30 protein-coding genes are annotated in these 25,445 nt (G+C 44.5%); 6 read left to right on the top strand and 24 right to left on the bottom strand.

The window, feature by feature from the left end:
• Positions 1–6 precede the first annotated feature (6 nt).
• The 12 genes from NSQ91_RS11745 to NSQ91_RS11690 all read right to left on the bottom strand — a co-directional run bounded on the left by NSQ91_RS11745 (position 7) and on the right by NSQ91_RS11690 (position 6,284).
• On the bottom strand, positions 7–432 hold the full coding sequence (locus NSQ91_RS11745) for a hypothetical protein (RefSeq protein WP_076305410.1): 426 nt from the start codon (positions 430–432) through the stop codon (positions 7–9).
• The gene (locus NSQ91_RS11740) at positions 429–1,016 is read right to left on the bottom strand and encodes a histidine phosphatase family protein (RefSeq protein WP_076130342.1); all 588 of its coding nucleotides are present in this window, start codon (positions 1,014–1,016) and stop codon (positions 429–431) included. Before NSQ91_RS11740 ends, NSQ91_RS11745 begins: the two co-directional genes overlap by 4 nt.
• Before the next feature lie 16 nt (positions 1,017–1,032).
• Positions 1,033–1,506, bottom strand: coding sequence for an NUDIX domain-containing protein (locus NSQ91_RS11735; protein ID WP_076130372.1), 474 nt, complete (start codon positions 1,504–1,506; stop codon positions 1,033–1,035).
• Positions 1,507–1,536: 30 nt separating this feature from the next.
• Entirely contained in the window at positions 1,537–1,986 is a 450-nt protein-coding gene (locus tag NSQ91_RS11730) for a DUF4362 domain-containing protein (protein ID WP_076303035.1), read from the bottom strand.
• Positions 1,987–2,154: 168 nt separating this feature from the next.
• Positions 2,155–2,301, bottom strand: a complete 147-nt coding sequence (locus NSQ91_RS11725) for a hypothetical protein (protein WP_155288116.1) — start codon at positions 2,299–2,301, stop codon at positions 2,155–2,157.
• A gap of 49 nt (positions 2,302–2,350) precedes the next feature.
• Complete coding sequence (locus NSQ91_RS11720; RefSeq protein ID WP_076218746.1) at positions 2,351–2,827, bottom strand: DUF523 domain-containing protein; 477 nt, start codon at positions 2,825–2,827, stop codon at positions 2,351–2,353.
• A 146-nt stretch (positions 2,828–2,973) separates the two neighbouring features.
• Complete coding sequence (locus tag NSQ91_RS11715) at positions 2,974–3,540, bottom strand: putative ABC transporter permease (RefSeq protein WP_036689784.1); 567 nt, start codon at positions 3,538–3,540, stop codon at positions 2,974–2,976.
• 165 nt (positions 3,541–3,705) lie between these two features.
• The gene (locus NSQ91_RS11710; RefSeq protein WP_076218748.1) at positions 3,706–3,885 is read right to left on the bottom strand and encodes a hypothetical protein; all 180 of its coding nucleotides are present in this window, start codon (positions 3,883–3,885) and stop codon (positions 3,706–3,708) included.
• Between the two features lie 166 nt (positions 3,886–4,051).
• Positions 4,052–4,231 carry a hypothetical protein gene (locus NSQ91_RS11705; RefSeq protein ID WP_076305409.1) on the bottom strand — a complete coding sequence of 60 codons (180 nt, stop codon included), beginning with the start codon at positions 4,229–4,231 and terminating at the stop codon, positions 4,052–4,054.
• 94 nt (positions 4,232–4,325) lie between these two features.
• Entirely contained in the window at positions 4,326–5,012 is a 687-nt protein-coding gene (locus NSQ91_RS11700) for an LrgB family protein (RefSeq protein WP_036689780.1), read from the bottom strand.
• Positions 5,012–5,422: a CidA/LrgA family holin-like protein gene (locus NSQ91_RS11695; RefSeq protein WP_036689778.1), complete on the bottom strand. Its 411-nt coding sequence runs from the start codon at positions 5,420–5,422 to the stop codon at positions 5,012–5,014. The genes NSQ91_RS11700 and NSQ91_RS11695 overlap by 1 nt, the downstream gene beginning before the upstream one ends.
• Positions 5,423–5,609: 187 nt before the next feature.
• The gene (locus NSQ91_RS11690) at positions 5,610–6,284 is read right to left on the bottom strand and encodes an NAD(P)H-dependent oxidoreductase (RefSeq protein WP_076218750.1); all 675 of its coding nucleotides are present in this window, start codon (positions 6,282–6,284) and stop codon (positions 5,610–5,612) included.
• Between the two features lie 150 nt (positions 6,285–6,434).
• On the opposite strand from NSQ91_RS11690, the gene NSQ91_RS11685 reads away from it, so the two are divergent.
• On the top strand, positions 6,435–6,827 hold the full coding sequence (locus NSQ91_RS11685; RefSeq protein WP_076130348.1) for a winged helix-turn-helix transcriptional regulator: 393 nt from the start codon (positions 6,435–6,437) through the stop codon (positions 6,825–6,827).
• 16 nt (positions 6,828–6,843) lie between these two features.
• Here the strand turns inward: NSQ91_RS11685 and NSQ91_RS11680 are convergent, their stop codons facing one another.
• The 10 genes from NSQ91_RS11680 to NSQ91_RS11635 form a co-directional block, all read right to left on the bottom strand.
• Entirely contained in the window at positions 6,844–7,221 is a 378-nt protein-coding gene (locus NSQ91_RS11680; protein WP_081383451.1) for a YkvA family protein, read from the bottom strand.
• Between the two features lie 110 nt (positions 7,222–7,331).
• Positions 7,332–7,970 carry a Vat family streptogramin A O-acetyltransferase gene (locus NSQ91_RS11675; RefSeq protein WP_076280339.1) on the bottom strand — a complete coding sequence of 213 codons (639 nt, stop codon included), beginning with the start codon at positions 7,968–7,970 and terminating at the stop codon, positions 7,332–7,334.
• Between the two features lie 160 nt (positions 7,971–8,130).
• Positions 8,131–9,405, bottom strand: a complete 1,275-nt coding sequence (gene rhaA / locus NSQ91_RS11670; protein WP_076305408.1) for an L-rhamnose isomerase — start codon at positions 9,403–9,405, stop codon at positions 8,131–8,133.
• A 494-nt stretch (positions 9,406–9,899) separates the two neighbouring features.
• Positions 9,900–11,390, bottom strand: coding sequence for a rhamnulokinase (gene rhaB, locus NSQ91_RS11665; protein WP_256716680.1), 1,491 nt, complete (start codon positions 11,388–11,390; stop codon positions 9,900–9,902).
• Positions 11,391–11,416: 26 nt separating this feature from the next.
• Positions 11,417–12,145: a LutC/YkgG family protein gene (locus tag NSQ91_RS11660; protein ID WP_076218753.1), complete on the bottom strand. Its 729-nt coding sequence runs from the start codon at positions 12,143–12,145 to the stop codon at positions 11,417–11,419.
• Positions 12,138–13,691: a LutB/LldF family L-lactate oxidation iron-sulfur protein gene (locus tag NSQ91_RS11655; RefSeq protein ID WP_076305641.1), complete on the bottom strand. Its 1,554-nt coding sequence runs from the start codon at positions 13,689–13,691 to the stop codon at positions 12,138–12,140. Before NSQ91_RS11655 ends, NSQ91_RS11660 begins: the two co-directional genes overlap by 8 nt.
• Complete coding sequence (locus tag NSQ91_RS11650; protein ID WP_076305640.1) at positions 13,688–14,416, bottom strand: (Fe-S)-binding protein; 729 nt, start codon at positions 14,414–14,416, stop codon at positions 13,688–13,690. The genes NSQ91_RS11655 and NSQ91_RS11650 overlap by 4 nt, the downstream gene beginning before the upstream one ends.
• A gap of 26 nt (positions 14,417–14,442) precedes the next feature.
• The gene (locus NSQ91_RS11645; RefSeq protein ID WP_076305639.1) at positions 14,443–15,201 is read right to left on the bottom strand and encodes a DeoR/GlpR family DNA-binding transcription regulator; all 759 of its coding nucleotides are present in this window, start codon (positions 15,199–15,201) and stop codon (positions 14,443–14,445) included.
• Between the two features lie 40 nt (positions 15,202–15,241).
• Positions 15,242–17,311: a bifunctional aldolase/short-chain dehydrogenase gene (locus NSQ91_RS11640; RefSeq protein ID WP_076305638.1), complete on the bottom strand. Its 2,070-nt coding sequence runs from the start codon at positions 17,309–17,311 to the stop codon at positions 15,242–15,244.
• Between the two features lie 216 nt (positions 17,312–17,527).
• Complete coding sequence (locus NSQ91_RS11635; protein ID WP_076130357.1) at positions 17,528–18,028, bottom strand: GNAT family N-acetyltransferase; 501 nt, start codon at positions 18,026–18,028, stop codon at positions 17,528–17,530.
• 381 nt (positions 18,029–18,409) lie between these two features.
• Between NSQ91_RS11635 and NSQ91_RS11630 the strand changes: the two genes are divergently transcribed.
• Positions 18,410–19,318 carry an alpha/beta fold hydrolase gene (locus NSQ91_RS11630; RefSeq protein WP_076305636.1) on the top strand — a complete coding sequence of 303 codons (909 nt, stop codon included), beginning with the start codon at positions 18,410–18,412 and terminating at the stop codon, positions 19,316–19,318.
• A 95-nt stretch (positions 19,319–19,413) separates the two neighbouring features.
• Positions 19,414–20,214, top strand: coding sequence for a sugar phosphate isomerase/epimerase family protein (locus tag NSQ91_RS11625; protein ID WP_256716679.1), 801 nt, complete (start codon positions 19,414–19,416; stop codon positions 20,212–20,214).
• Between the two features lie 63 nt (positions 20,215–20,277).
• Here NSQ91_RS11625 and NSQ91_RS11620 read toward each other — a convergent pair whose 3' ends face one another.
• Entirely contained in the window at positions 20,278–20,787 is a 510-nt protein-coding gene (locus NSQ91_RS11620; RefSeq protein WP_076305634.1) for a DinB family protein, read from the bottom strand.
• 142 nt (positions 20,788–20,929) lie between these two features.
• On the opposite strand from NSQ91_RS11620, the gene NSQ91_RS11615 reads away from it, so the two are divergent.
• Both NSQ91_RS11615 and NSQ91_RS11610 read left to right on the top strand, forming a co-directional pair.
• Complete coding sequence (locus tag NSQ91_RS11615; RefSeq protein ID WP_076280331.1) at positions 20,930–21,958, top strand: glycosyltransferase family 4 protein; 1,029 nt, start codon at positions 20,930–20,932, stop codon at positions 21,956–21,958.
• A 157-nt stretch (positions 21,959–22,115) separates the two neighbouring features.
• Positions 22,116–23,084 (top strand): glycoside hydrolase family 43 protein, encoded by a 969-nt coding sequence (locus NSQ91_RS11610; RefSeq protein WP_076130361.1) that lies wholly within the window; start codon positions 22,116–22,118, stop codon positions 23,082–23,084.
• A 73-nt stretch (positions 23,085–23,157) separates the two neighbouring features.
• Here NSQ91_RS11610 and NSQ91_RS11605 read toward each other — a convergent pair whose 3' ends face one another.
• Positions 23,158–23,952 carry an AraC family transcriptional regulator gene (locus NSQ91_RS11605; protein WP_076130362.1) on the bottom strand — a complete coding sequence of 265 codons (795 nt, stop codon included), beginning with the start codon at positions 23,950–23,952 and terminating at the stop codon, positions 23,158–23,160.
• 133 nt (positions 23,953–24,085) lie between these two features.
• Between NSQ91_RS11605 and NSQ91_RS11600 the strand changes: the two genes are divergently transcribed.
• Positions 24,086–25,429, top strand: a complete 1,344-nt coding sequence (locus NSQ91_RS11600) for a glycoside hydrolase family 30 protein (protein ID WP_076130363.1) — start codon at positions 24,086–24,088, stop codon at positions 25,427–25,429.
• Positions 25,430–25,445 lie beyond the last annotated feature (16 nt).

Here is a 25,445-nt window from a genome sequence, read left to right as displayed (position 1 = left end):
CAACCTCTATCCAGCTTCTGACTTAAAATTGATGCTTGCGATAATACTAATCATTGCGATATAAAACGGATAAATAAACACGGCCCCTATTATGATCAGTCCTGTTACCGGTGCAGGTTTATCTGCAGGTTCTGTAATTGGGAACCAGGTTGCGAATAAACTAATGAACAGAATCAAATAGGGAAACCATAGGATCGTAGTGAAATACATGGATTTTTTTCCGCTCAAATATTTTTTTGTAAGCCAAATAAATACTATAGAAGATAATAAAAATAAAACAAGCTTGAAGATAAACAGCAAGGTATCTACTTTTCCCAGCTCCAAGCCGGAAATTCTGCTGATTCGATAAATATTCAATGGCAGCTCTATTACAACAAACAACATAAAGGCATAAAGTACGCTTAGTGCATTCAGCATTATAAAATATTTCATCTGTTCAGCACTTCGGAGTCCCACAGCCGCTCCACATGGGTAAGCTCCAATTCTTCAAATTCCAGCTTATAAATATCCGGCTTGGACGTCTGTTCAAAGAACTCATATCCATACTTCTTATCGAAGTAATTCAGGATAATGGTCATGATATTCCCATGCGTACCTAATGCGATTTTTCCGCCTTTATGCTGTTGAATTAATTGCTTGATGACAGGAATTGCACGCTCTTGTGCTTCCTGGGTACTCTCTCCATCCGGCATTTTATATTGCTTGTCGTTGAACGATGTCCGAATGCCCTGCAGAAAATCATCTTCACTGATTTCAATCTCGACACTTCCGATTGCTCGTTCTCTGAGTTCTTCATACAGTTCAATCTCTTGGTTCGAAGCTTCTGCCAAATATTTAATTGTCTCTACGGCTCGTCTATATGGGCTGGATACAAAATATGTAATTTTCTCCTCCGCCAAAAGTTCTTTGATTCTATAAGCGTCTGCGTGTCCTTTTTCGGATAATCCCCGTTCCCGCTCGTTCCCTAATACAAAAGGTGACACTGCATGTCTAACCATATAAATGTATGTCTTCATGAGGCACTCCTCTCAGTCACTCAAATATCGTTGCAGTCTTCTCTCGGTCTTTTATAAAAATCTCTCTAGGATAAAGAATTGCAATCTCTGGCAGCTCGTTCTCTTTGAAAAATTTAAATTCTTCGATCTCCCCATCTATAGCTCTAAGCGTTCCTCTGATAATAGAGCACTCAAATACAATAACCGTATATTCTACCTGATCGCCATTACTATATTCGTATCTATATTTCGCTCCACCAAAAACACCTAAAATCGACGTAGGATGAACCATCAACCCTGTCTCTTCATATACCTCTCTGCGTAAGGTTCTTCCGGGACGCTCCCCTGGCTCAATCGCTCCCGCAGGCAATCCCCACAAAGATTCTCCTGGCTTGCGGATGAACAGAATCTCATCCTCTTTATTTCTTACTACTGCAGCTACGGAAGGCATCATTAATAATTCTGAGCCCACTTTCCCACGAATCCCTTGATAGTACTCAGACATCGGCATATTGATCATCCATCCTCTCCGTAAATGGGTTTATAATCTTTCTTTTAAAAAGCTGATCACGTTTATTTTCTCACCGTCTGGCTGAACATTACATTGAGATAACTCAACATTAAACCGCTCATCTGTCTCTATTAGTTCAATCGCTTGGCATACATATTCGATCTTCTTAGGACTACTACTCCATGCATCTCTTGTATCATCCTTTACCCAATGAAGCTCTTTACCATTAGAATAGAAATCATGAATTAACCGTCCACTATCCGTGGTGGGCTCAATCAACATCAGGTTATCTCCTTTACCTTCACTAAACCTTTGAACGGTTTCTTTCATCCTGTTTAAATCTTTTTGATCAAAATGTATTAAAATATCATCATGTTTAGACTCATCTGAGCCTGTCTCACCTAGATCGGCCGCCAACACGCCTACAAGCACAGCAATCATAAATAACTGCACAATGATTATCCATGTTCTAAATTTCATAGTTCCCCCTAATTTCTTTCCTTGGACTTCCCAAAAACCCACTATATGTATATTAGACATCACTATGAAGGAATCCTTTACATTTCACAATATGCATAGCCGTGGACAAAAAAAGCTTCCGAACTCAAAAAATGCTGAGCTCCGGAAGCAGTTACAATGAGGTGAGACTTAGTGTTTACCTTTTGTGCCAGCAAGCTGTACGATCATAATGACAAGAACGAGCAAAGCAATGAGCTGATCAATACTCATCTGCGTCCGCCTCCTATCCCAAATGAAGGATGGCTCATCGGACGGCATTTCCTCTCCCAAGGACACTGCTTCGTTCCCCTTATACACACTATGTATCCTACAGCCTATTTATTACTTAAAGAATGCCCTGCCCGTCCGTACGTGCGAGTTCCTGCTCGACTTCATCCAGCTGATCTTCGCCAAATACTTTAAACCCATTTTTCCTCAACAGCTCCGTAGTGGTGCCCTCTCCCGGTGCTTTCGTATCCTTAAAGGTTCCATCATAAATATACAGGCTTCCGCATGAAGGACTGTCTTGTTTTAAAATAGCTAATGCAACCTGATGCTCCCTAGCCAGCTTTAGTGTGGCTTGAGCCCCCTTCATAAATGGCTCCGTAACATCGACGCCTGCCCCCGTCACTACCCGATCTCCTTGCCGCTGTGCGTCAGGACGAGGGGTTGGCAAACCTCCCACTACCTCTGGACAAATATGGACAAAACGCCCTTCCTCATACCACTTTAGGAATCGGGCATCGAGACACGGAACATCGCCATTATCATAACGTACTTTATGCCCTAACAGGCATGCGCTCACTAGAATCTTCCCTGTCATCGTTATCGCCACCAGTCCGTCTAGTATTTAATATATTGCTATATTATTTATGACTAGAAACGGATATGCAATATCGAAATGCCTGTCCACGAAATGTTTGTGCTTGATACACAAAAGAAGACTCGTAGTACACATATAGAAAACCATTATTTCTGATATTGAGGGGTTTTCTCCATCCGATACCGGCTCCAGCAGGTCCATAATAAATCCGCCATAAAGTAGAACCCCACGATCGGAAGCACGAATTTCCAAATAGGCTGAACACCCGAATATAAAAGCTCCATAAGCGGCTGAATTACATACACACTAGCTACTGAAAGCCCCCACCAATATAGAGAAAAACGCAGGCAAATATGCCCTTGCAGTTGATAAGACATTCCTGAGTAATCCCACCATTGCTTATGGAATACCGTTTTTAACAGCCAACCGCTTATAAATTCAACAGCAGAAGGAATGATTAGCGCAAGAAATAGGAAAAGCGGAAGTGGCAGCGTCAAATCTCTAGCAATCAATAGCAATAGTGGAGCAAAGCCATACATCGGCTTAAATGGACCTTTTAGAAATCCTTCTTTGCGAAAGCTTCCATTACTGTATAAATTATAGGTCCCTTCCAATACCCAACCTAAAAAGGAATAGACCATAAAATAAAAAAAGTATTGGCCCACCACAGTAACTGCTATATCTCCACTTAACGAAAATATAGGAATAATCATGACCTAATCTCGCCTCCCGTTGTCATTATTTTCTTAGTTGTCCATCCGGCCCTATTATGTCTTGATCGTTCTGGAAATATGCGCACAAAAAAAGACATAACCCAAAAGGTTATGCCTCCATTCCAGAATTCCAGGAGTAAAAGTCTCCCGCTTGTTACCTTCTAATTATTTATGCTCTTCTTCATGAGGTGTCGTCAGCAACTGATCGTCGTTTGGTTTCTTCAGTGCATCCATCTTAAGCTCACTGCGTACGCCAAAGTTTGAACCGTACTTTTTCTCAAAGTTTCCTGCGAGAGCCTCACCACGTTTTTGCCGGTAACGGCTGTTCTCATTCCGACTACGCATTCCATTTCCTCCCTGTTGGCAAAGATCTGTGAAATTTGCGAAAAGCTAAGACGAACTTGGAGAAAACACTCTGATGAGGTTGTACTTTTATTTATTATACAATACTTAAGTATATCATCAACAAAAACAGACTGTCCCCTAAAGGACAGCCTGTCTTCCGAATCATTTACTCCAAATTATCGGGAAGCGGATCTGGGTGTGAGGATTCAGCAGGTTTGGCTACCCACTCATCTGCCTCTGGCTCGATGTCTACACCGTTCTCCATCTTCTTAATTTCAGCTAATGAATCGCCTTCTTTATTTTCCTTGTTGCGGATTTCCGCTTCATCTTGTGTGTGATTGGACATGTGAAATCCTCCTCAGGTGCTTTGCTTTTTTTGTTCCTTAGTTATAGTTACCCGATGGAGTGTTTTGCAAACATAGTCCAATTAAAAGAATAATTTAAGGGTACATCATCCACGCTACAAGTGGGCCGATACAAGAGCCAACTATGGCGCAAACAGTCATCGCAACCGAGCTCATCGAAACGGATTGTTCACCATATTCCAAGGCCTTTGCTGTTCCTAGAGCATGAGAAGCGGTTCCTAGACCAATTCCGATTCCAACCTCACTACGAATTCTAAACAGTTTGATGATAAAAGGTCCGCCAATCGCACCTGTAAATCCAGCAATCATAACAAATACAGAGGTTAAAGAAGAGTCCCCACCTAAGCTGTTCGAGATCTGTATCGCTACAGGTGTAGTGATCGATTTAGGTAATAAAGATAAAACATATAATTTAGAGAAGCCTAGACCTGCCGCCAAAAGCAGTCCACTAAACATCCCTATAAGCAGACCTACAATGGCTCCGCCCAGAATTGCCGGGAGATTCTCAATCAACACATTACGTTGTTTATATAATGGGTAGGCTAACGATACTACAGCAGGACCGAGCAGCTGATTAATCCATTGGCCGCCTATCATATATGTATCATACGGAATATGAAAATATAGTAGTAAAGTTACAACAATCACTGTTGCTGTAAGCGCGGGAATAAGTACAGGAATACGAAATCGTCTATATACTACTGACATCATCAAATAAATAGCTACGTTAAGCAGTACAATACCTGTTGCGATAAAAAACATTATATTTCCTTCCCCTTTTCGCTTAGTCTCTTGCCGCTCCATCCCGCTTTCAGCTTGTTGTTTACGCTAGTAAGCCATTGGCTAGAATGTGCAGCTGCGGCAATCGTGAGAACACTGCTAACGATAAGGATTAGGATTAATAGTAAACCTCTACCACTAAAGATATCCATATGATTCACGATCCCAGCTGTCGCTGGAATAAAAAATAACGGAAGATAAGCTAATATCGTTGTAGCACCCTCTTCAATCCACTTCACAGGCACGACCCTGAATAGCAATAGAACAAAAAGTAACAGTAATCCTACGATACTCCCGGAAACGGGGAGATGCAGTTGCTTTTGCAGATAGTCCCCAGCCAAGTAGAACAAATATAGCAGGAACACTTGGATAATAATGCGAATGATTTTCATGATGCAGGATCCCTTCATTATTAAGTTAAAGCGATAGCGCTAATATGGAGTCACCTTCATAAGGGTATCAGAGTTTTCATGAAACTTTCAATTACTTTTTGAATCTTATAAGAAATATCGCAAAAAAACCTGCAAAATCCCCAGAATACAGAGACTTTACAGGCTCAAAGATTAAGATTCAATTTCGTTAAACCCACTGAATTACTTGCTCTGCACCTTGACGCGTCTTACCACGTGGTTCGTTCAGCCGATATCCGAAAGCTGCCATACAGGAGATTCCAAAATGCTCAGCGTCCAAAATCCCTTCTTCTTCCAGAATCTGCTCAACCTTAGCTTTATCAAAACCTTCCATTGGGCAGGAGTCGATCCCGATTAACGCAGCTGAAGTCAGCATATTCCCAAGCGCCAGATAAGTCTGCCGGCAGCTCCATTCGAACATTGCCCGCTCATTCTCCATCAGTCCGAAATCAACCTTCAAAAACTTATCAAAAACTTTACGTTTTCCTTCCATTCCTTGCGGAGGCAACTCCTGCACATTCTCCATGATCCCTTTAATATAATCGGAGTCAGCAGCCATATCTTTAGGAAGACGTGAGAGAATAAGCACAAAATGGCTTGCGGTTGCCAATTGCTTTTGTGCGCCCCAGGCATAAGGACGTAATTTCTCACGTACTTCCGGACTTTGTACTACCACAAAACGCCAAGGCTCGAATCCGAATGAACTTGGTGACAATCGTCCAGTTTCCAGAATAAATTGAAAGTCCGATTCACTAATTTTTTTACGGCTATCGAATTCTTTAGTTGCATGTCTGAACTGATATGCAGACAGGATTTCATTCTTGTTTAACGATAAAGTATCCATGAGTAACACTCCCTTTACTTGGTTAGCATCGACGAGCATTTGACTGTTTGCCGATCACATGCTTAATATTAGTGTATATATCACTTCTTTAAAAGTACGCACAATAATGTTATGTAGTATACAAAATGATACCATGGGAGTTGAACAGCTATGCGTGACCGAAAAGGTGGCTTTGGAAATTTCCCGGAAAGCAACAAAGAAGCTTGCCCTGTAGAATTTACACTGGACGTTATAGGAGGCAAATGGAAAGGAATTCTCATCTATCACTTGATTGATGGCACGAAACGTTTTAACGAATTCCGCCGGATCTGCCCGGGCATTACCCAACGTATGCTGACCCTGCAACTAAGAGAGTTGGAAGAGGATGGGGTTGTACACCGTGAGGTCTACCATCAGGTTCCCCCAAAAGTCGAATACTCTTTAACTGAATTCGGCAAGACACTGATTCCTATTATTAAACTCATGAAAGATTGGGGCGAGGTGTACAAAACAAAACAGCTTTCCGCAGAAAGCTGTCCTGAAGGTACAGATATTACGGTGTAGCTCAATGCTGCACCTTTTATTTTTCCCCATTAAAAAACGCTGCAGCTTTTTCCTTATGTTCGTTGGTTACCTGACCGGATATCGCTTTAATGCCTGCTGCGATAATCGCTGCATCATCTGTAAATCCAAGGCCTAGAATCGCATCGGGTATAGCATCTATAGGAGAAATAAAATAAGCCAATGCACCGAAAGCAATTCCTTTCGCCCATAAAGGTGTTTTAGCGTCGACGGCACAATAATACATTGCGATAGCATCTTTAGTAAATGGAATTTTGCCTGCGAACTTTTTAGTTTTCGTCCAAAAATTTTGCGTTACCATTTCCTCATTTTCTTTGCTATATGGAAATTCCTCTGCAGTGAGCTCCATGCTATTCTTGACCTTATCTTTCTTCATTGCCGGTTCCCTCCGAAAGGTTCATATGACGTACATACCTAAAGTATTCCCTCAATTGAGGTTTATATCTTTAAGATAAACTAAAGTCCGTATCCTGAACCTACTTACGATTAATTGATCGCTTTGATTTTCGTTAAATCGCTGCTGCATAACACTTCAAGATTCTTAAAGATTCGCTCAGCATCCCAATCCCACCACTTCAGCGCTTCAAGATATTCGATCATTTCATCATCAAAACGTTGTCTGATCACTTTGCAGGGATTTCCTCCAGCTACACTATACGCCGGGATATCCTTTACAACTGTAGAATTGGCTGCGATAACTGCTCCGTTTCCAATATGCACACCTGGCATAACCGTAACATTTTGTCCAATCCAAACATCGTTTCCGATGACTGTATCACCTTTTAGCGGCAGATCTTTTAAATCCGGGACCACCTGTTCCCAGCCATGGGCCATGATATTAAACGGATAGGTCGAAACCGAATTCATCCGGTGGTTGGCACCATTCATGACAAATTCAATGCCTTTGGCAATCGCGCAGAATTTTCCAATAATAAGCTTATCGCCAATAAAATCATAATGATGAGTCACACGTTCCTCAAACTTCTCTGCACCGTTTATATCATCATAATAGGTATAATCGCCAACAATGATATTGTCTCTTGTAATCGCATTTTTTATATAACAGATACTTTTAATTTGTTCATTGGGATAGAGCGTATTCGGGTTCGGTCCATATTGTTTCATAGTTTGCGCCTCGCTCTCTTTTGGATAAAACATAGCAGAGATCAGAGCTGAATTCAAATCATGCACGATTCATAAACATAAAAAAGCGGCTACCTGCCGGTAACCGCCTATCTTTTATCTACTTATATTGTTAAAGCTCGTTCTACTTCTACTTCTACCTCTATCTTTTCGATAAAACCTCAGCCTCATACTGTTTTACTTCATTTAGCCAGCTTTCCCGGACCGGTACGCCATTCTTCGCACAATAATAATCCCAAATGGCTCCAAACGGATACGATTTAAATTCCTCGACCAAGGCAAGTCTTGAAGTGTAATCTCCATCCAGCTCAATTTGCTTCAATTGCTCGATTGGCTCCAGCATAGCACGAAGCAAAGCTTTTAATGTATTTCGTGTTCCGATCACCCAAGCAGCAACATGATTGATGCTTCCGTCAAAAAAATCTAATCCAATATGCGTTCTGCCCAGAAACTGACCACGAACCAGTTCACGGGCAATCTCGAGCAGCTCATCGTCCATAGTAACCACATGATCACTATCCCAGCGTACTGGACGGCTAACATGCAGCAGCAATTGATCCCCAAACAGCAGCCAGGAAGACAGCTTATTCGAAATCGTCTCGGTTGGATGGAAATGCCCAGCATCGAAGCACACCGCCTTACCCCGGCTTAGCGCATAACCCATATAGAATTCATGTGAGCCAACCACGTAACTTTCCGAACCAATACCAAACAGCTTACTTTCTACAGCATCAATGTTATATTGCTGATCGATTTCCTCGCTGAAGATTTCATCGAGTGACTGCTGAAGCCGTACCCTTGGTGACAAGCGGTCGATCGGCGTATCTTTATAACCATCTGGAACCCAAAAATTAGTGACACAAGGCTGACCTAATGCTTGACCAAAGGACTCGGCGATTCGACGTGAGGCCTTGCAATGAGCGATCCAGAAGTTGCGGATCTCAGGATCTGGGTGACTCAGTGTGAAGCCATCATTTGCTTTTTCATGAGAAAAACAGGTAGGATTGAAATCCAATCCGAGTCCCTGCTCTTTGGCCCAGCTCACCCAGCGCTCAAAATGCTTAGGCTCTAACGCGTCGAGATCTACAGTCTCTTCTGTATCCGCATAAATAGCATGTAAATTTATTTTATGTTGCCCTGGGATGAGTGCTAGAGCCTGTTCCAAATCCCGGCGCAGCTCCTCCGGATTCCCGGCCCGCCCCGGGTAACTTCCGGTGACTGCGATCCCGCCGCTCAGTTCTTTTTCCTTATTCAAAAAACCCTTCACATCATCCCCTTGCCAACAATGCAAAGAAATCTTAATTTCCGCTAGCTGCTCCAACACTTTATCTACGTCGATCCCATGCTGTGCGTAAAGCTTTTTCGCTTCATTGTAGCTGTTCTGAACGCTCTGTAAGCTCTCTTTACTCTGCTCCATGTTTGAGCCTCCTGATTTTTAACTTAGTGTGTTTTAGATGAGGCATTTTGGCCTCTCTTTCGCTCGTGTTCCGCGTATCGCGCTCGATGAGAGGCACTTTTGCCTCTCTTTGGCTCGTTTTCCGCGTATCGCGCTCGATGAGAGGCACTTTTGCCTCTCTTTAGCTCGTGTTCCGCGTATCGCGCTCGATGAGAGGCACTTTTGCCTCTCTTTGGCTCGTTTTCCGCGTATCGCGCTCGATGAGAGGCATTTTTGCCTCTCTTTGGCTCGTTTTCCGCGTATTGCGCACGATGAGAGGCACTTTTGCCTCTCTTTAGCTCGTGTTCCGCGTATCGCGCTCGATGAGAGGCACTTTTGCCTCTCTTTAGCTCACTTTCCGCATACGCCGCACGATGAGAGGCACTTTTGCCTCTCTTTAGCTCGTGTTCCGCGTATCGCGCTCGATGAGAGGCACTTTTGCCTCTCTTTGGCTCGTTTTCCACTAAACTTAGCTACTAATTAACGACCTGCAGCCGGGCGAACTGTGCCAAAGCCGCTTTTTTGGTCGTGGGGTCCATCCCCTTCGGTATATAAGATGTTACTTGGAATGAACGACTTATAATTTCTCTCGCCTCTTGAAGATCAGTTACAGCACCTGTGCTGATCATCTGCACCACCAGATTGCCTAAAGCCGTAGATTCTGTTGGTCCGGCGTGAATTTCCATCTCCAGCAGATCTGCCGTAATCTGGCACAACAGGCCGTTATTCGCACCTCCGCCAACGATATGCAACCTCTCTAAGTTGTCACCCGTCAATTGCTGGAGATCCTGAATGTAGAAATAATAAGATAAAGCAAGACTATCAAATACACATCGAGCCATTTCCCCAGGTGTTTGAGGGACCAACTGTCCTGCTTCCACACAATAGCTGCGGATCTCGTCAATCATGCTCTGTGGATTCATGAACCGTTCATCATTGCAATAAATGATCGATCTAAAAGGGATTTCTTGTGCTGCCAGCTCTACCAGCTCGCCGAAGCTGTATTGTCCGCCGTACTCCTCACGAACCTTTTGAATCAACCACATGCCCATAATGTTTTTAAGAAACCGGAATGATCCGTAGGCTCCCCATTCATTCGTATAGTTGCGTAACATAGCCTCTGGACTTGTGATGGCTGAACTCCGTTCCACCCCGATGAGTGACCAAGTACCACTACTGAGAAATCCCCATTTCTCGCTGTTTGCCGGAACCCCTAGTACAGCTGATGCTGTATCATGAGAGGCTACTGCTATGAACTCGCAATCTGGAAGATCGCCGCGAGCCGCCAAGTCCTCCGTCAACCTCCCAACGGGTTCCCCAGGTTCTGTTAAGGGAGGGAATTGCTCTTTTGAAAGACCAAGCACCGACAGAAGATCCTCATCGTAATCACGAGTGTGAAGATTCAGCATCCCAGAGGTGGAACCTATCGTCACCTCACTAATCTTGCGACCCGTAAGCCGATAATAAAGATAATCAGGGACCAGGAGGATGGAATGTGCTGCTTCCAGCTCCGCCTGATCATGCACAAACAGCTGATACAACGTATTAATCGGGAGATATTGTATCCCCACCTTTTCGTAAACGCTTTCAGTTGAGATATTACGATGCAGCCTCTCTATCGCTCCATCTGTTCGGGAGTCACGATAAGAAAAAACCTCATGGATCCGCGCCCCCTCCTGATCGAGAAGTACATAATCGACACCCCAAGTATCGATGCCCACGGTGCAGCGCTCGATCCCTCTAGCCTTGGCCTGCTGTAAGCCCTTGACGATTTCAGCAACTAAATAATCTATATCCCAATAAAGATTACCATTTTGTTCAGCGAATCCATTACTGAAGCGATGAATTTCTTCTATAGACAGGGTTCCTCCCGGCTGCTGCAAGGTTCCACAGACCACTCTCCCACTAGAGGCTCCGATATCAACAGCAATATGATTCTGCATTTGATTATGAGCTTGTGTATTCATCCCTATACAACACTCCTTATCTCCTATCAGCCTACTAGCAAAGCGAATACGATTCCTGGACCATGCACGCCTATCGTCAGATCATTCTCAATATCCGCTGAACGGCTAGGTCCGGAGATAAAATGGATGCCCGCCGGCAGCCCCGATGGCCCAGCTTCATCAAAATCAATAAGCACCTCACCGAGACGAGTCTTCAGCCGCTCCAATGGAACGATGGCAATTAATGCGGTAGGTAATAAGCTGACTGAACGGCCTTTATTCTCAGAGGACAGCACAGTAATGGAGCCTGTATAGGCAACTGCATAATCCGCAATCACAATTCCAATATCAGCCTCGGCCGCCCTAGCTTTCCATGCCTCCTGATCATCCGTATTCCAGACAGACACCCGTGTATCTGTGAGTTCCTCCTCTAGTCGAAGTGCTGCTAGCTCGGTGACATTTTGCCGGAGAATATACCGTGCGAGCATCTCATCCGCTTTGCTGACGATAAAAGCCTTGGCTTCATCCATATCCTGCACACGAAATACATGGCCACCGGCACTTTGAAAATTCGCCGTAAATTGTTCAATCCTTTCCTCCGGACTCCACTTGAATTGCTGCCAGTACTGCGGTGCGCCGCGAAAAGGGTGTGCGGGAGCTTCAGTAATTCTCGGCCGCTTCAGGCGGCGAGCGATATCATTCATGAATCCCTGCTGCTTTTCACGTGAATCCTGCTCCATACGTTCCAACCAGTTACTGTGCGTCTCTTCAGTCATGTCCGGCCCCTCCTTCCAGCTCTTCCCGCTTCCGCTTCGCTAGTAAATCTTCCATTCGCTTCTGTATCGCCGGGTCCATTTCGCGACTGTTCTTGTCTAGCTCCTGTTGCAGCCCCTTCCAGCTCTCACGGAAGGATTGATCTGCCAGCTTCGGGGCGATCCGATAATTGTTCCAGCCTTTCAGCGGCCCCAGTTTCGACGGAATTCCTCCGTCTCGCACGAGCAGCTTTTGCCCGATTCTACCTACCTTCATCACATTACTAAATCGCTGTGACTTCGCCATAATCGCCCCAAAACCCTTCATGCCGAGACCTTCTGCCTTATCCCCATAACCACGTTCAACCTTCCGCCGCCGTAAATAGATGAGCATATCATGCAGAGGAATTTTGACCGGACAGGCTTCATAACATGCTCCGCATAGGCTAGAGGCTGAGGCGATGTCATCCCATTGATCTACATTTTTATTCAGCGCCGGGGTCAACACCGCTCCTATAGGTCCGCTATACGTTCCCCCATATGCATGACCGCCAATATGACGGTAGACAGGACAAGCATTCAGACAAGCTCCACAGCGGATGCAATTCAGCAGCTCCTGAAACTCAGGATCGCCTAGCTGCTCAGATCGGCCATTATCAAGAATAATAATATGCTGCTCTTCCGGCCCATCACCATCGTTGGTTCTGCGGGGACCAGAAATACCCGACATATATACCGTTAACTTCTGCCCTGTTGCCGAACGAGGCAACAATGTAGCCATCACTTCAAGATCACTCCACGAAGGAATAATCCGCTCCATCCCCATCAGGGTAATTTGTGTTTTCGGTAAAGTGGTGACCATACGAGCGTTGCCTTCATTCTCGAACAGCACCATCGAACCCGTCTCTGCAATAGCAAAGTTACAGCCAGTCATTCCGATATCCGCATCAAGGAACTTCTCTCTCAGCTTTCGCCGTACAAATCCAGCAAGGATAGTAGTTTCAGGCAAAAGCTCCTCCCCTGCCTCTTTGGACAACAGCTCGGCAATCTGGTAGCGGTTCTTATGAATCGCCGGAATAATGATATGTGACGGGGTTTCCCCGGCAAGCTGGATAATATACTCCCCCAGATCCGTCTCTATGGTCTCCACACCAATGGATTCCAGCGCCTTATTTAAATGCAGCTCCTCAGTAACCATTGATTTGGATTTGACCACAGAAGCTGCCTGTTTTCGCTGCGCGATTTCAAGGGCAATCTTCACAGCCTCTTCACCCGTTGCTGCAAAATGAATATGTGTGCCGTTTGCTCTTGCCTTGTCTGCAAAAAGATTCAAATAGTAATCAAGATGGGCGATCGTGTGTAGACGGATTTGCCGCCCACGTTCACGCCACTCTTCCCAGTGGCCATGATCGTTAGCTGCTTTTTGTTTTCCATCACGCAGTCTCTCCGTGGTAAAACGAACAGCCTTGCGTAAAAAGTCATTATTCAGTGCCAAGTCTGCACGCTCTTTTACTGTTGCTGGCTTCCCGTTCTCTGATTTCGCCGTTAGATTGGTGGTGGTTTGACTCATTTATCAGTCACCCCCTCATACAGCAGTTCTGCTAAATGCATAACTCGAACGGGTTCGCGGCGGTAACGCAGATTCCCGGCAATATTCATCAGACAACCCATATCCAGACCCGTTAGGATTTCTGCTTCCGTCTCCAGCACATGATCTGATTTCTCAGTGACCATCGCCCCGGAGATATCAGACATTTTCACGGCAAAGGCTCCACCAAACCCACAGCAGTCCTCAGCAAAAGGCAGTGGTACCAGCTCCATCGCCTTCACATTTTGCATAAGCTGCATAGGTTCGTCGCGAATCCCTAGAATCCTTGTGCCATGACAGGAAGGATGATAGGTAACCTTATGCGGAAACACTGCTCCTAGATCAGTTACGCCAAGCACCTGCACCATAAACTGGCTGAATTCATAGGATTTGCGTTGCAAATTCTGCGCCTTGACCAGATTAACCGGATCTTCCTGAAACAGCTTAGGGTAATGATGAAGCATCCCCGTACAGGATCCGGAAGGTGCAATGACAAAATCACTGTCATCGAAGGCCTGCAGAATCGTAAGTGCAGCTTGCCGCGCTTCATTCCAATATCCACTGTTGTACGCAGGCTGTCCGCAGCAGGTCTGCACCTCAGGGAACTCCAGCTGTACGCCATATCTGGCCAGCAGACGAGCCATGGCTTCCCCGACCTTCGGGAACACGGCATCGCTGACGCAAGTTATAAACATCGATACCTTCATGCCTTCACCTCCTGCACAACTATTTACTACACCGTCGTTATTGCGATGTTCAGCTTCTGCAACTGCTTCATTTGTTCTTCAACAGGGCTGTAATCCGTTATTAGGACATTCACATCACTAGGAGCCGCAAAATGTGTGAACGCTTGAATTCCGAATTTACTGGAATCGCATAATAAGATCACTTGCTCCGCTATAGAAATCATCTTTCGTTTCACCATAGCTTGCAGCTCATTTGATTCACTAGCGCCACGTTCGAGATGAAATCCTTTGCAGGAAAAAAACATTTTATCCACGTGATACAATTCAAGCGAACGTTCTGCTAAATGACCCACATAGGACATTGATCTGCGGCTCAGTTGCCCGCCTGTAGAAAAGACCTCGATCCGCTCCTTCCCGCTTAACTCTGCTGCCACTCTAGTAGAATTGGTCAACACAGTGAGCGGCATATCCGGCAAATGCGAAGCCATATACCAAGCCGTTGTACTGGCATCCAGTAAAATCCGATCGCCCGGCTTAATCATCATTACCGCCTCACGGGCAATCCGCTGTTTCTCCGCTGCATTCATGATTTCTCGTTCGGCATAAGGAGTCTCCGGTTGCCGGTCACGCAGGCTAACTGCTCCGCCATGCGAACGCAGCAGCCGCCCCGCTTTTTCCAATCGATCCAGATCGCGGCGAATGGTTTCTTCCGTCACTTGGCATAATGTACTCAATTCTGAGACACGGATGCTGCCGCGTTCATTCACTAGTTCTACGATTCGTTCATATCTATCTGCAATCAGCATGATTTCCCTCCGTTATCCCTATCTATATTCAAGCTACTTCTTATCTAGTAAAAGCTGCTGGCACTCCACCGTCGATTGTCAGCATACAACCCGTAGTTTTCTCTGACTTGGAAGAAGCAAAAAAAGCAACGCCTTCGGCAATATCACGTGGATAAATATTAACTAGCAGCGTCGTGCGTTTACGGTAATGCTCCTCTAATTGATCCGGCTCAATCCCGTAAGCAGCCGCCCGTTCATTACGCCAGTTCGAATTCCAGATGGCTGATCCTTGTAGAATTGCATCGGGCAGAATCGTATTGGCACGGATGCCAAACTCTCCACCTTCAGCTGCTATGCAGCGGGCCAGATGGGCTTCGAGCGCCTTGGCAGAACTGTAAGCCGAGACGCTTTTACCTGCAAAAATAGAATTTTTGGAGCCGATGAATACCATGCTGCCTCCGATTTTTTGCTCCTTCATCACTTTAAAAGCTTCGCGTGCAACGAGAAAATATCCTGTGCCCAGCACAGAGATATTCAAATTCCACTCTTTCAATGAAGTCTCATCAAACGGACTGGAGGTTGCAAGCCCAGCATTATTAACAATAATATCGACCCCGCCATAAAAAAGGGCTGTCTCCGCATAAGCTGCGGTTACCTGCTCTTCCTGAGTTACGTCCATTTTAACGGCGAATGCACGATTTTCACCAAACTTAGCGTTAATCTCTTCCGCTACTTTTTGTGCACCCTCCAGATTGAGATCTGCCAATACAACATGCGCTCCTTCTGATACTAAACGACGAGCCGTCTCACTCCCAATTCCCCCGGCACCACCTGTAATAAAGGCAACTTTACGGGAGAACTCCGCTTCTGCCGGAGCCAAGGATAATTTATATAATTCCAGGGGCCAATATTCCACATTGTACGATTCATTCTCACTAAGAGAGACGAAATCTCCCAGCGCAGTAGCTCCGCGCATAACAGCAATCGCCCGGTGATACAAGGCTCCGCTGATCTTAGAATTGCTCCAGCTTTTACCTGTGTTGATCATGCCCACGCCAGGGATCAGGATCACACGTGGCGCAGCCTCGAACATTACATCGCCTTCATGTTTATTACGGTCGAAGTACGCTTTGTACTGCTCCTTATAAGCGCTAATCGCTTCGCTCAGCTTCGCCTTCAAGCCATCGATATCATTGGTATTTGGCTCCCACGCAACAAAAAGCGGCTTCATTTTGGTATGTACCAAATGATCTGGACAAGCTGCGCCTACACCGGATAACTTCTCCGAGTCAGCCCCTCCTACAAAACGCAGCACATCCTCCGCATCGTCGAAGGTCAAAATCATTTTATGCTCATCGCTGACCGCGCCTCTGATCAGTGGCATCACTGCCGCCGCTACAGCCCGCCGCTCTGCTTCCGGAAGTGCTTCCGATTTGCGGCCGCCAAATAGGTTCTGATCTTCAATTCTTTCTTCAATATAACTTTCCGCTTCGTTAATTATGGAGATTGTTTTGGCATAACAAGATTCAGGTGTATCCCCCCAAGTCACGAGACCGTGTTTCTCCATCAGCACTAATTCAGCTTTCGGGTTTGCGAGCACACCTTCGGCAATCATTTTGGATAAAGTGAAGCCTGGACGGATGTATGGAACCCATACGAAACGATCCCCATAAATCTCACGGGCAATTTCCTTACCGTTATGAGCGCAGCATAAACTGATAATGGCATCTGGATGCGTATGATCCACATGCTTGAAAGGTAAAAATGCATGCAGCAACGTCTCGATAGAAGCACGCGGATGTTTAGGATCAATCATACAATTTGCGAGATAAGCTACCATCTCTTCATCTGGCATTTCATCACGTTCAAATAACGGGGCAATATCCTGAAGCCTTAGTCCGGTAAAGTTGCCTGCTTTCATCGTAGCAAGGTCAGAGCCGCTGCCCTTTACCCACATTACTTCTACCTCACGCCCGCGAAAATCCAATTCTATCGTTTTGCTGGAGGTATTCCCTCCGCCAAAGTTACAGACTCTGCGATCTTCGCCCAGCAGATTAGAGCGGAACACTAATGCATCCAATCCCCCGTTTAATTTCGTTTTCCGAGATGAATCCCATAAGTTTTGTACCATTTGTGAATACCTCCGTTTTTGAATGTTTGTTTTTTTGTTTATTTTTGTTTGTTTTGATTTTAAACTATTTGTTTGTGTTTGAATAGAGCGCTTTCATCAAAATTTTAATTTTTTTTCACATTTTAGACGAATCTCCATTGGATGAACTACAATAACATCGCGAATAACAAAAAAGAGCTGCCTCTTGGCAACTCCTCCCCTATTTTTCACACCAGCTTAAAGGGTGATCCAGTAGTTACATTTTTCATTCTCAATGCCATGTAGTATTCCTTTGTTCGCTTCAATAACCTTTCTCGAAGATATATTATCCGGCTCACAAGTCAGCATGACCTTATCAATCCCCATGTCCGCAGCTTTTTTTAACAGCTCTGCCAAAAAAATCGTACCATAACCCTTTCCTCTTTCACTGGGTCTGATACTATAACCGATGTGTCCACCGGACTTCCTCAATTGATCATTTAAGGAATGTCTTAGTTTTCCGACACCAACAGGATAAGCGTCAATCAGTAACCAGTAGTTGGTTTGTGCTACATACTGTGGCGGAAGATTATCACCTTGTGAAAGTGCTATCCGATCCCGGATGAAATCAGGAAATTGACTGTAAGCCAGATCAAATCCGTTATTGACGAATCCATTTTCCCCCGGACCTATCTCCACAATCAGCTCAAAAATATCGCGTCCATCTGAAACACTAGCTTCCTTTAGCTCAACGAGCATAATCATCCCCACCTAGAACGTTATTAATAACTTCCCTATCAAAATTTACCGCAAAAGAGACCGGCATGCATTATCTAATTGCACATTCTACAACTAAAATGAACTTCAATGCTCACGCCTAATGTGTTAAGTGTACTTTGTGCAATTAAATTCGCCCAATTTGGCTGAATCAGCTAAATACGAGAGAAATAGTTGTACGAAGTACATCTATTTCACCGTAGTGAGAGTAAAGTAGCAATTTAGTTGTATGAAATACACTTATCTGGTCTGCACCCCTCTTTTCACAGGAATGTTCCTATTGCGCGCTCCTCCTTCCCCACTCTCGTAGTATACTTATTGGAATAAGATACAGATGTTGTATTTTCACTAAGGAGGTTTGTGATGGTAAATAGCTTTAAGAATGCCAAGGTGCAAGAACGAGTGTGGCAATCCTACCAACAGCTAGTTGATCAGTGGCCTATTCCTCTTGAAGAGCTCGATCTCCCAACCACATATGGGCTGACGCATTGTATCCTTACCGGGCAAAAGAGTAATCCCCCTTTATTTCTGTTTCATGGCGTTGGTGATAACTCGGCGGTCATGTGGCTCCTTAACATCGAGGAATTGTCGCAGCATTTTTACTGCGTTGCTATTGATACTCTGGGCGGACCCGGAAAAAGCATTCCTAATGCGCACTTTAATAAACAAAAGTTTGAGCAGGTGGAATGGATTAATGAAATAGCCAAACATCTGAGCATAGACATCTTTAATATTGCAGGGGTGTCAAATGGCGCCTATATTGCTTTTAATTATGCAACCAAGCAACCGGACAAAGTGAACCGTGTGATTTGTTTGGAAGGCGGAATGGTCACCACACCCATCAAAGCCATGCTGCAAACGCTAATGATGATGTTCCCAGAGATTCTGATTCCCACGGATCGCAATTTACTGAAAGTGCTGAAGAAGTTAAGTGCGCCTGACTCCCCTTTATTTGACAATCACCCAGAAGTAGCTGCTCATCTAATTCTTTTAATGCGAGCTCATAATCAGCAAGCTATGTTTGTTCATAAGCTTCAAAAATATGATAAAAACGCCGCAGTTGCCGTCAGAGATAAGCTTTATTTTTTAGTAGGAGAACACGCGTTAAAACAATCAAAGGACTTCATAGATATTTTAGAGGATGGAAAGTTTCATTACCAAGTGATCCCCCGTGCGGGACACGGCATTAATCATGAGCAACCAGATAGAGTCAACACTGAAATCATCAATTTCCTGACCCGCGATAATGATAAATCACTTGCATCCTTATGAAAGCGTTACTATTATGAAGGTTATTACTCATACTTACTCTATTAAAGGAGAGGTTACTCATCAGATACGGAACTCTGGCCCACACATTTGGCTGCTTGCCGCTCAAGTCGTTAACTGCAACCCTTCAGAATTATGATATCGATTTTGTTCAGCTTGCATTATCCAAAGCCATTCAGGACATCGACACTTCTACCGGTAAACTAAGTCCAGGTCTTGCCAGCTATATTGGCGAACAATTTGACAAAGCAGGAATACGTATCGGTGTTTTGGGCTGTTACATCAACCCTGTTCATCCGGATCCTGTCATCCGGAGAGCTGAGATCAATCGTTTTAAAGAGCATCTTCGTTATGCCCGCCAATTCGGCGCACCTATGGTGGCAACAGAAACAGGTGCGCTGACTACTTTTCAAGCACAAGATCCGATCCATTACGAAGCTATCGGCTGGGATACGTTAAGGGCAACTGTAGAAGAACTTGCAGAGGAAGCTGAAAAATGGGGCGTTTTTCTAGGACTAGAAGGGGTCTGCACACATACACTTTCTACACCAGACAAGATGCGCCGCATCTTAGATGAAGTCCCATCAAGCTGTATAGGTGTTGTATTGGACCCTTGTAATTTTATTGGCACGGCTGCGCATTTGCAGGATCAAATTGTCGATGATTCCTTCAGATTATTCGGCGACCGTATCATTCTGGCGCATTTAAAAGATATCTATCAAGATGGTGAAAAAGCATACCACGGAAAAGCAGGCAGCGGAGTATTCCATACCGAGGCTTTCCTGCGCAAACTCCAAGAATATAAGCCAATGATCGATGTGTCATTAGAAGATATCAAGGATCTGGAGGTTAATGAAACCGTTGCTTTACTGAAGAAGCTTGCACCTATAACACAATAAAAACCCATTTCTGAGGATAGGTGTTAGCAGCAGCTGCGCATCTATCCCCAGCTTTATCTATGCTCAAAAATAATGCTTCCAGTTATTGAGCAGATGATCATCCTCTTTCTGCAGCAATTTAGAGGCATATACGATTTGACCTGTATGATAGGAATAATGCTCTGCCGCTCCGATCATAATCTTTTGAATACTCCAAGTATAATTCTCCATTCCAGCCCCCTCAGGGAAACTAATGGTGACCTCCCGTTCTAGATCAGCCTTCGTCAAATTGCCCACCACCGAACGGCTTTCTTCCCTGACCTTTAGCATATACTGCAATAATTCCTGTGATGAATAACCGCCTCTGGTCAAAAATTTATTAGGTCTATCTCTTTCTATTAGCTTATTGCCGATTCCGCTGACCAGATGCTGATATTCGCTGCCCGCAATATGCAGGCATAGGTTACCAATGGCATTCATTTTTGACTTTGGACGAAACCAGATCTCTTCGGTCGTTAGCTTATTTACAGCTTGCTCCACATACCCCAAGGATTGATCGAGCCTTCTCATACATTCGATAATGATTTCACTCATACTAACCCCTCTTCCTTCTCCTTTTGTTTATAAGCTTGATAAATGGTACTTTTCTATAGGAGCTGAATAAAATAAAAAAAGGAACGATTGAATCATATTGTTTCACCATTATAGCTCTAACTTGGAAGGGACGGGATTATCAATGCGATTCACATTCCCTATTCTGACCTTATCTCATGGCGGAGCACAACGTATGCTAGTAGAGCTCACCAATGGGCTGACAGACTTGGGTCATCAGGTCAATCTCCTTTTGCCTGTGGATGGCGCTATTTCTTATGATGTGCGCGCAAACGTAATCCGCTCCTCACATATGAATATTCACGAGCATGACTTTCCTCCCGGAGACGTCATTGTTTCTAATTATTATACAACTGTCCCCATCGCCCAAGCAGCAAGCCAACAAGGAAAAGGGGTTCATGTACGTTTATCTTTATGTTATGAGCCACCTTTTTTACCGGATAACGGACGCTCCTTCCCCTCCTATCACATCACTGAGCATCTAATCGTTTTATCACGTTGGCAGCAGGAGCTGATCCGTTTAAATCATGGCATCACCGGCAGTATCGTGCCCATTGGCATTAGCTCCTCTTTTAAAAATATGAATATCCGTCACAGTCTTCAAGAGCCTTTAAACATAACAGCTATATTAAGAAAAACAGAACGAGGTTTCTCCTGGCACCGTGAGCAAGATTATCTTATAGAACAGCTGGATTACGTAAAAAGCCAATATCCCGATGTAAATATTAACTTCATCAGTCCGCCTGACGAGTTCAACACCTCAGAAATTCTCCAAAGAATGAAAGCTACTGGCAAATATCGGTTCTTTACGCCAGCAAATGATGAGGAGCTCTGCTATCACTATAACGGTGCGGATATTTTTGTTAGCTCAAGTATTTTTGATACAGGCTCTTTACCGGGACTTGAGGCCATGCGTTGTGGAGCAGCGTTAGTCTGTGTATATTCGGGTGGGAATATGGAATACGCCCATCACAAGAAAAACTGTTTGCTCTCTTATCGATATGAGAACCGGCTCGGTGAAGATGTCATCCGCTTAATACGTGATCCCAACTTAAGAACTAAATTAGCGGAGCAGGGGGAAAGATATTCGCGCAAATGGACTTGGGAAAATAGTGTCAGATTATTTGAACAAGCGATCACAGATTTATTATAAAAATATAAAAAAGCAAGTCTCCGGTGGCCGAGATTTGCTTTTTTATTGATCCAAAAGAATCATTGACTAGAGAAATAATACAAGATATTATGTAAGCGTTATCAATTGCAAAATAATGAAACACTTTAGGGAAATCTAAACTAAAAGGAGAAGGAATATGGCGAAAAAAGGTAGGCAAGGTTATCGGTTGTTATTGTTGTCTTTTTTAATGCTTTTTACAACTGTTTTTTCAGCAGGATCGCAAGCTTATGCAGCAACCTGGAATCTGACTGGAGATACCAATGTACACGACCCTTCATATATCAAAGAGGGAAACACACATTGGGTATTCAGCACGGGATCAGGTCTCCAAGTGATGTTTTCAAACGATGGAACGAACTATATTCGCTCCCTCCCGATTTATAACTCGAAACCCTCCTGGTGGAGCTCTTACGTTCCCAATCAAGAAGGGCTAGATGTATGGGCTCCAGAAATTTTCTACTATAACGGTACCTATTACCTCTATTATTCTATCTCCACATTCGGCTCAAGAGTGTCTGCTATTGGTTTAGTAACTACTAAATCGATCTCCGGGGGAAAATGGACGGACCAAGGTGTCGTTATCTCGTCAAATGACGCCTCCAATTATAACGCCATTGATCCTAACATTACGGCAGATGCTAACGGAAACCTATGGATGACCTTCGGTTCCTGGAGCAACGGGATTTACATTACCTCCATCAACAAAACAACCATGAAGCCAACGGGCAACTCCTATCGCATTGCCACTAAATCCGGGGGGATTGAAGGCTCCAGCATGGTTTACAATCCAAATACCGGATATTATTATCTATTCGTATCCATTGGCCAATGCTGCTCAGGCGTAAACAGCACCTATAAAATTGCAGTGGGACGCTCAACCAGCGTACTGGGTCCTTTCTATGCAAAGGACGGTACTGATATGAAAAATGGCGGGGCTACGGTCATCGATAGCGGCAACAGTTTTTGGGCGGGTCCTGGTGGACAGGATATATACGGAACCAACGTTATCGTCCGCCATGCTTACAGTGTCGCCGAGAATGGTGCACCCAAATTGTTAATCAGTGATCTCGAATGGGATTCAGCTGGCTGGCCTTACTATAATTAACGTCTAATCGAGGAGTTGCCCCTAAGCCCTATTCTGTGATTTATGGGGCAGCTTCTTTTTACTGCTAAACCTTCTACTCTCTCTTTCGATAAATACCTGGCGAGACACCATAACGCTCCCGAAACACCCTGTGAAAATAGGTATAACTTCCAAACCCCGTCTCCTCTGCTATACGCTCTAAGGTGTAATTGGTATTGTCCATTAATCTCAGTGCCATCGCAAGCCGGATTTGCCCCGCATATTGCATAATAGAATAACCGAATTGGATTTTGAATACATGCACGGCCCTTGTCACACTAATTCCAGCATGAGCGGCTACGTCCTTTAGTCTGATCTCTGAAGTAGCATGCTCCTCCACATAACTCTTCATCTTAAGTCCGTGTAGAAGTGAAGCCGAAGATGATGCAGGTGCCTCTTCCATAGCCCGATCTAACAGCAAACATAAAGCTTTAAATAGCGCTTCTAGTATTTCAGGGCTACCCCCGTCTAGTCTTCTATTCTCCAGATCAAGCTGTTGCCATATACTTTGCAGCTTACCATCATCCGCAATTCTAACCTTTTTGGGTCGCTCACGCAGGTTCCACCAGTGGTCCACCCATTCCCCTGTACACATTACAAAATAGTCCACACTATGTCCCAGAGGACTTTTCTTTTCACCGATTCTCAGATCATATATATCATAGGGCTTAAATAATAGTAGATCCCCAGGTACTACGGTAGTCATTTCTCCATCAATGAGGACTTCACATTCCCCTTCGGCTTGCAGCCTGATGATATAGGTATCCAACCCACTGCGATATAGTTGCCGAAAAGGCTGAGTATGGCGGATAAATCCACACAAACTAATTTGAACGCTGTTTGTTTCCATCGCATTTGCTCCTCTTTCTATAGTAATCAATGACCAGATTGTTGAGGTTCTTAGCCATATAGTTTCTTCAAAGTGCAGTGAATCTCCTTCTATAATAAAGACAGAATTCATATGTAGGAGGTTATCAACCATTATGAGTAAAACTATTCGCGTCATTCAAACCGCTAAAGAAACCACGGATCGTTTAACAGAAAAGGACCCTCTGATTTTCCTTCCCGATACGTCAGGAGTCGAATCAGAGCTAATCAATATCTATGATGATCTGGAGTATCAAGAAATTGAAGGCTTTGGTGGAGCCCTTACAGAGTCCTCTGCCGTTACTATCGCTAAACTTAGTGAAGCTAAACAAAAAGAAATCATTGACGCTTATTTTCATCCTGAGCACGGCATCGGATACACCCTTTGCCGCTCACACATCCAAAGCTGCGACTTCTCACTGGGCAACTATGCTTATGTAGAGGAAGGCGATGCGGAGCTACGTTCATTCGATATTTCCAGAGATCACGAATCAATTATCCCCCTCATAAAAAATGCTGCCGCAGCAGTAGGTGAAGATTTCCGTCTGTTCTCTTCCCCATGGAGTCCTCCAGCGTTCATGAAGACAAACGGGCAAATGAACGGAGGCGGAGCTCTTAAGCCTGAATATCGTGAGGCTTGGGCTAACATGTTCGTTAAATATATTGAGGCGTACGCTGCAGAAGGGATTGATATCTGGGCTGTCAGTGTTCAGAATGAAGCCAAAGCTGTACAAAGATGGGATTCCTGCCTGTATACCGCCGAAGAAGAAAAGGATTTTGTGCGTGACTACTTGGGACCTGCTCTGGAACAAGCGGGCTTGGGCCATGTAAAAGTTATGATCTGGGATCATAACAAAGAACGGGTGTATGACCGTGCTAAGGTTGCTTTTGAAGATCAAGCAGCGTCCAAATACATATGGGGAATCTGCTTCCACTGGTATTCCGGTGATCACTTCGAAGCCCTCTCTGCTGTACATGATCGTTTCCCTGATAAAAAGCTGTTCTTCAGCGAAGGCTGCCAAGAAGGTGGCGTTCATCTCGGCTCATGGAACACCGGTGAACGTTACGGACATGATATCATTGGCAATCTGAACAACTGGATGTCGAGCTGGACAGACTGGAACATTGTCTTGGATGAGCAAGGTGGACCTAATCATGTAGGAAATTACTGCGACGCTCCAATTATCGGAGATACCAAAAACGATGAAATTACTTTTGAGAGCTCATTCTATTACATCGGGCACTTCAGTAAATATATTCGTCCGGGTGCTAAACGCATTGGTTTCTCCAAATATACAGATAAGCTTGAAACAACAGCTTTCCGCAACCCTGATGGCACTATTGCTGTTATCGTTATGAACCGCACAGAGCAAGAGCTTCCATTCACCCTGCGCTTCCATGACGAACTGGCTGAGAACATGATTCCGGCTCATGCCATTCAAACCCTGCTAATTAAGTAGCAGCGGTTCATTCCTA

This window comes from Paenibacillus sp. FSL R7-0048 (genome assembly GCF_038004505.1).
GTDB classification, from domain to species: Bacteria; Bacillota; Bacilli; order Paenibacillales; family Paenibacillaceae; genus Paenibacillus_AQ; species Paenibacillus_AQ odorifer.
Note: the sequence above shows the minus strand (reverse complement) of the source record. Positions and strands in the feature narration are given on the sequence as shown.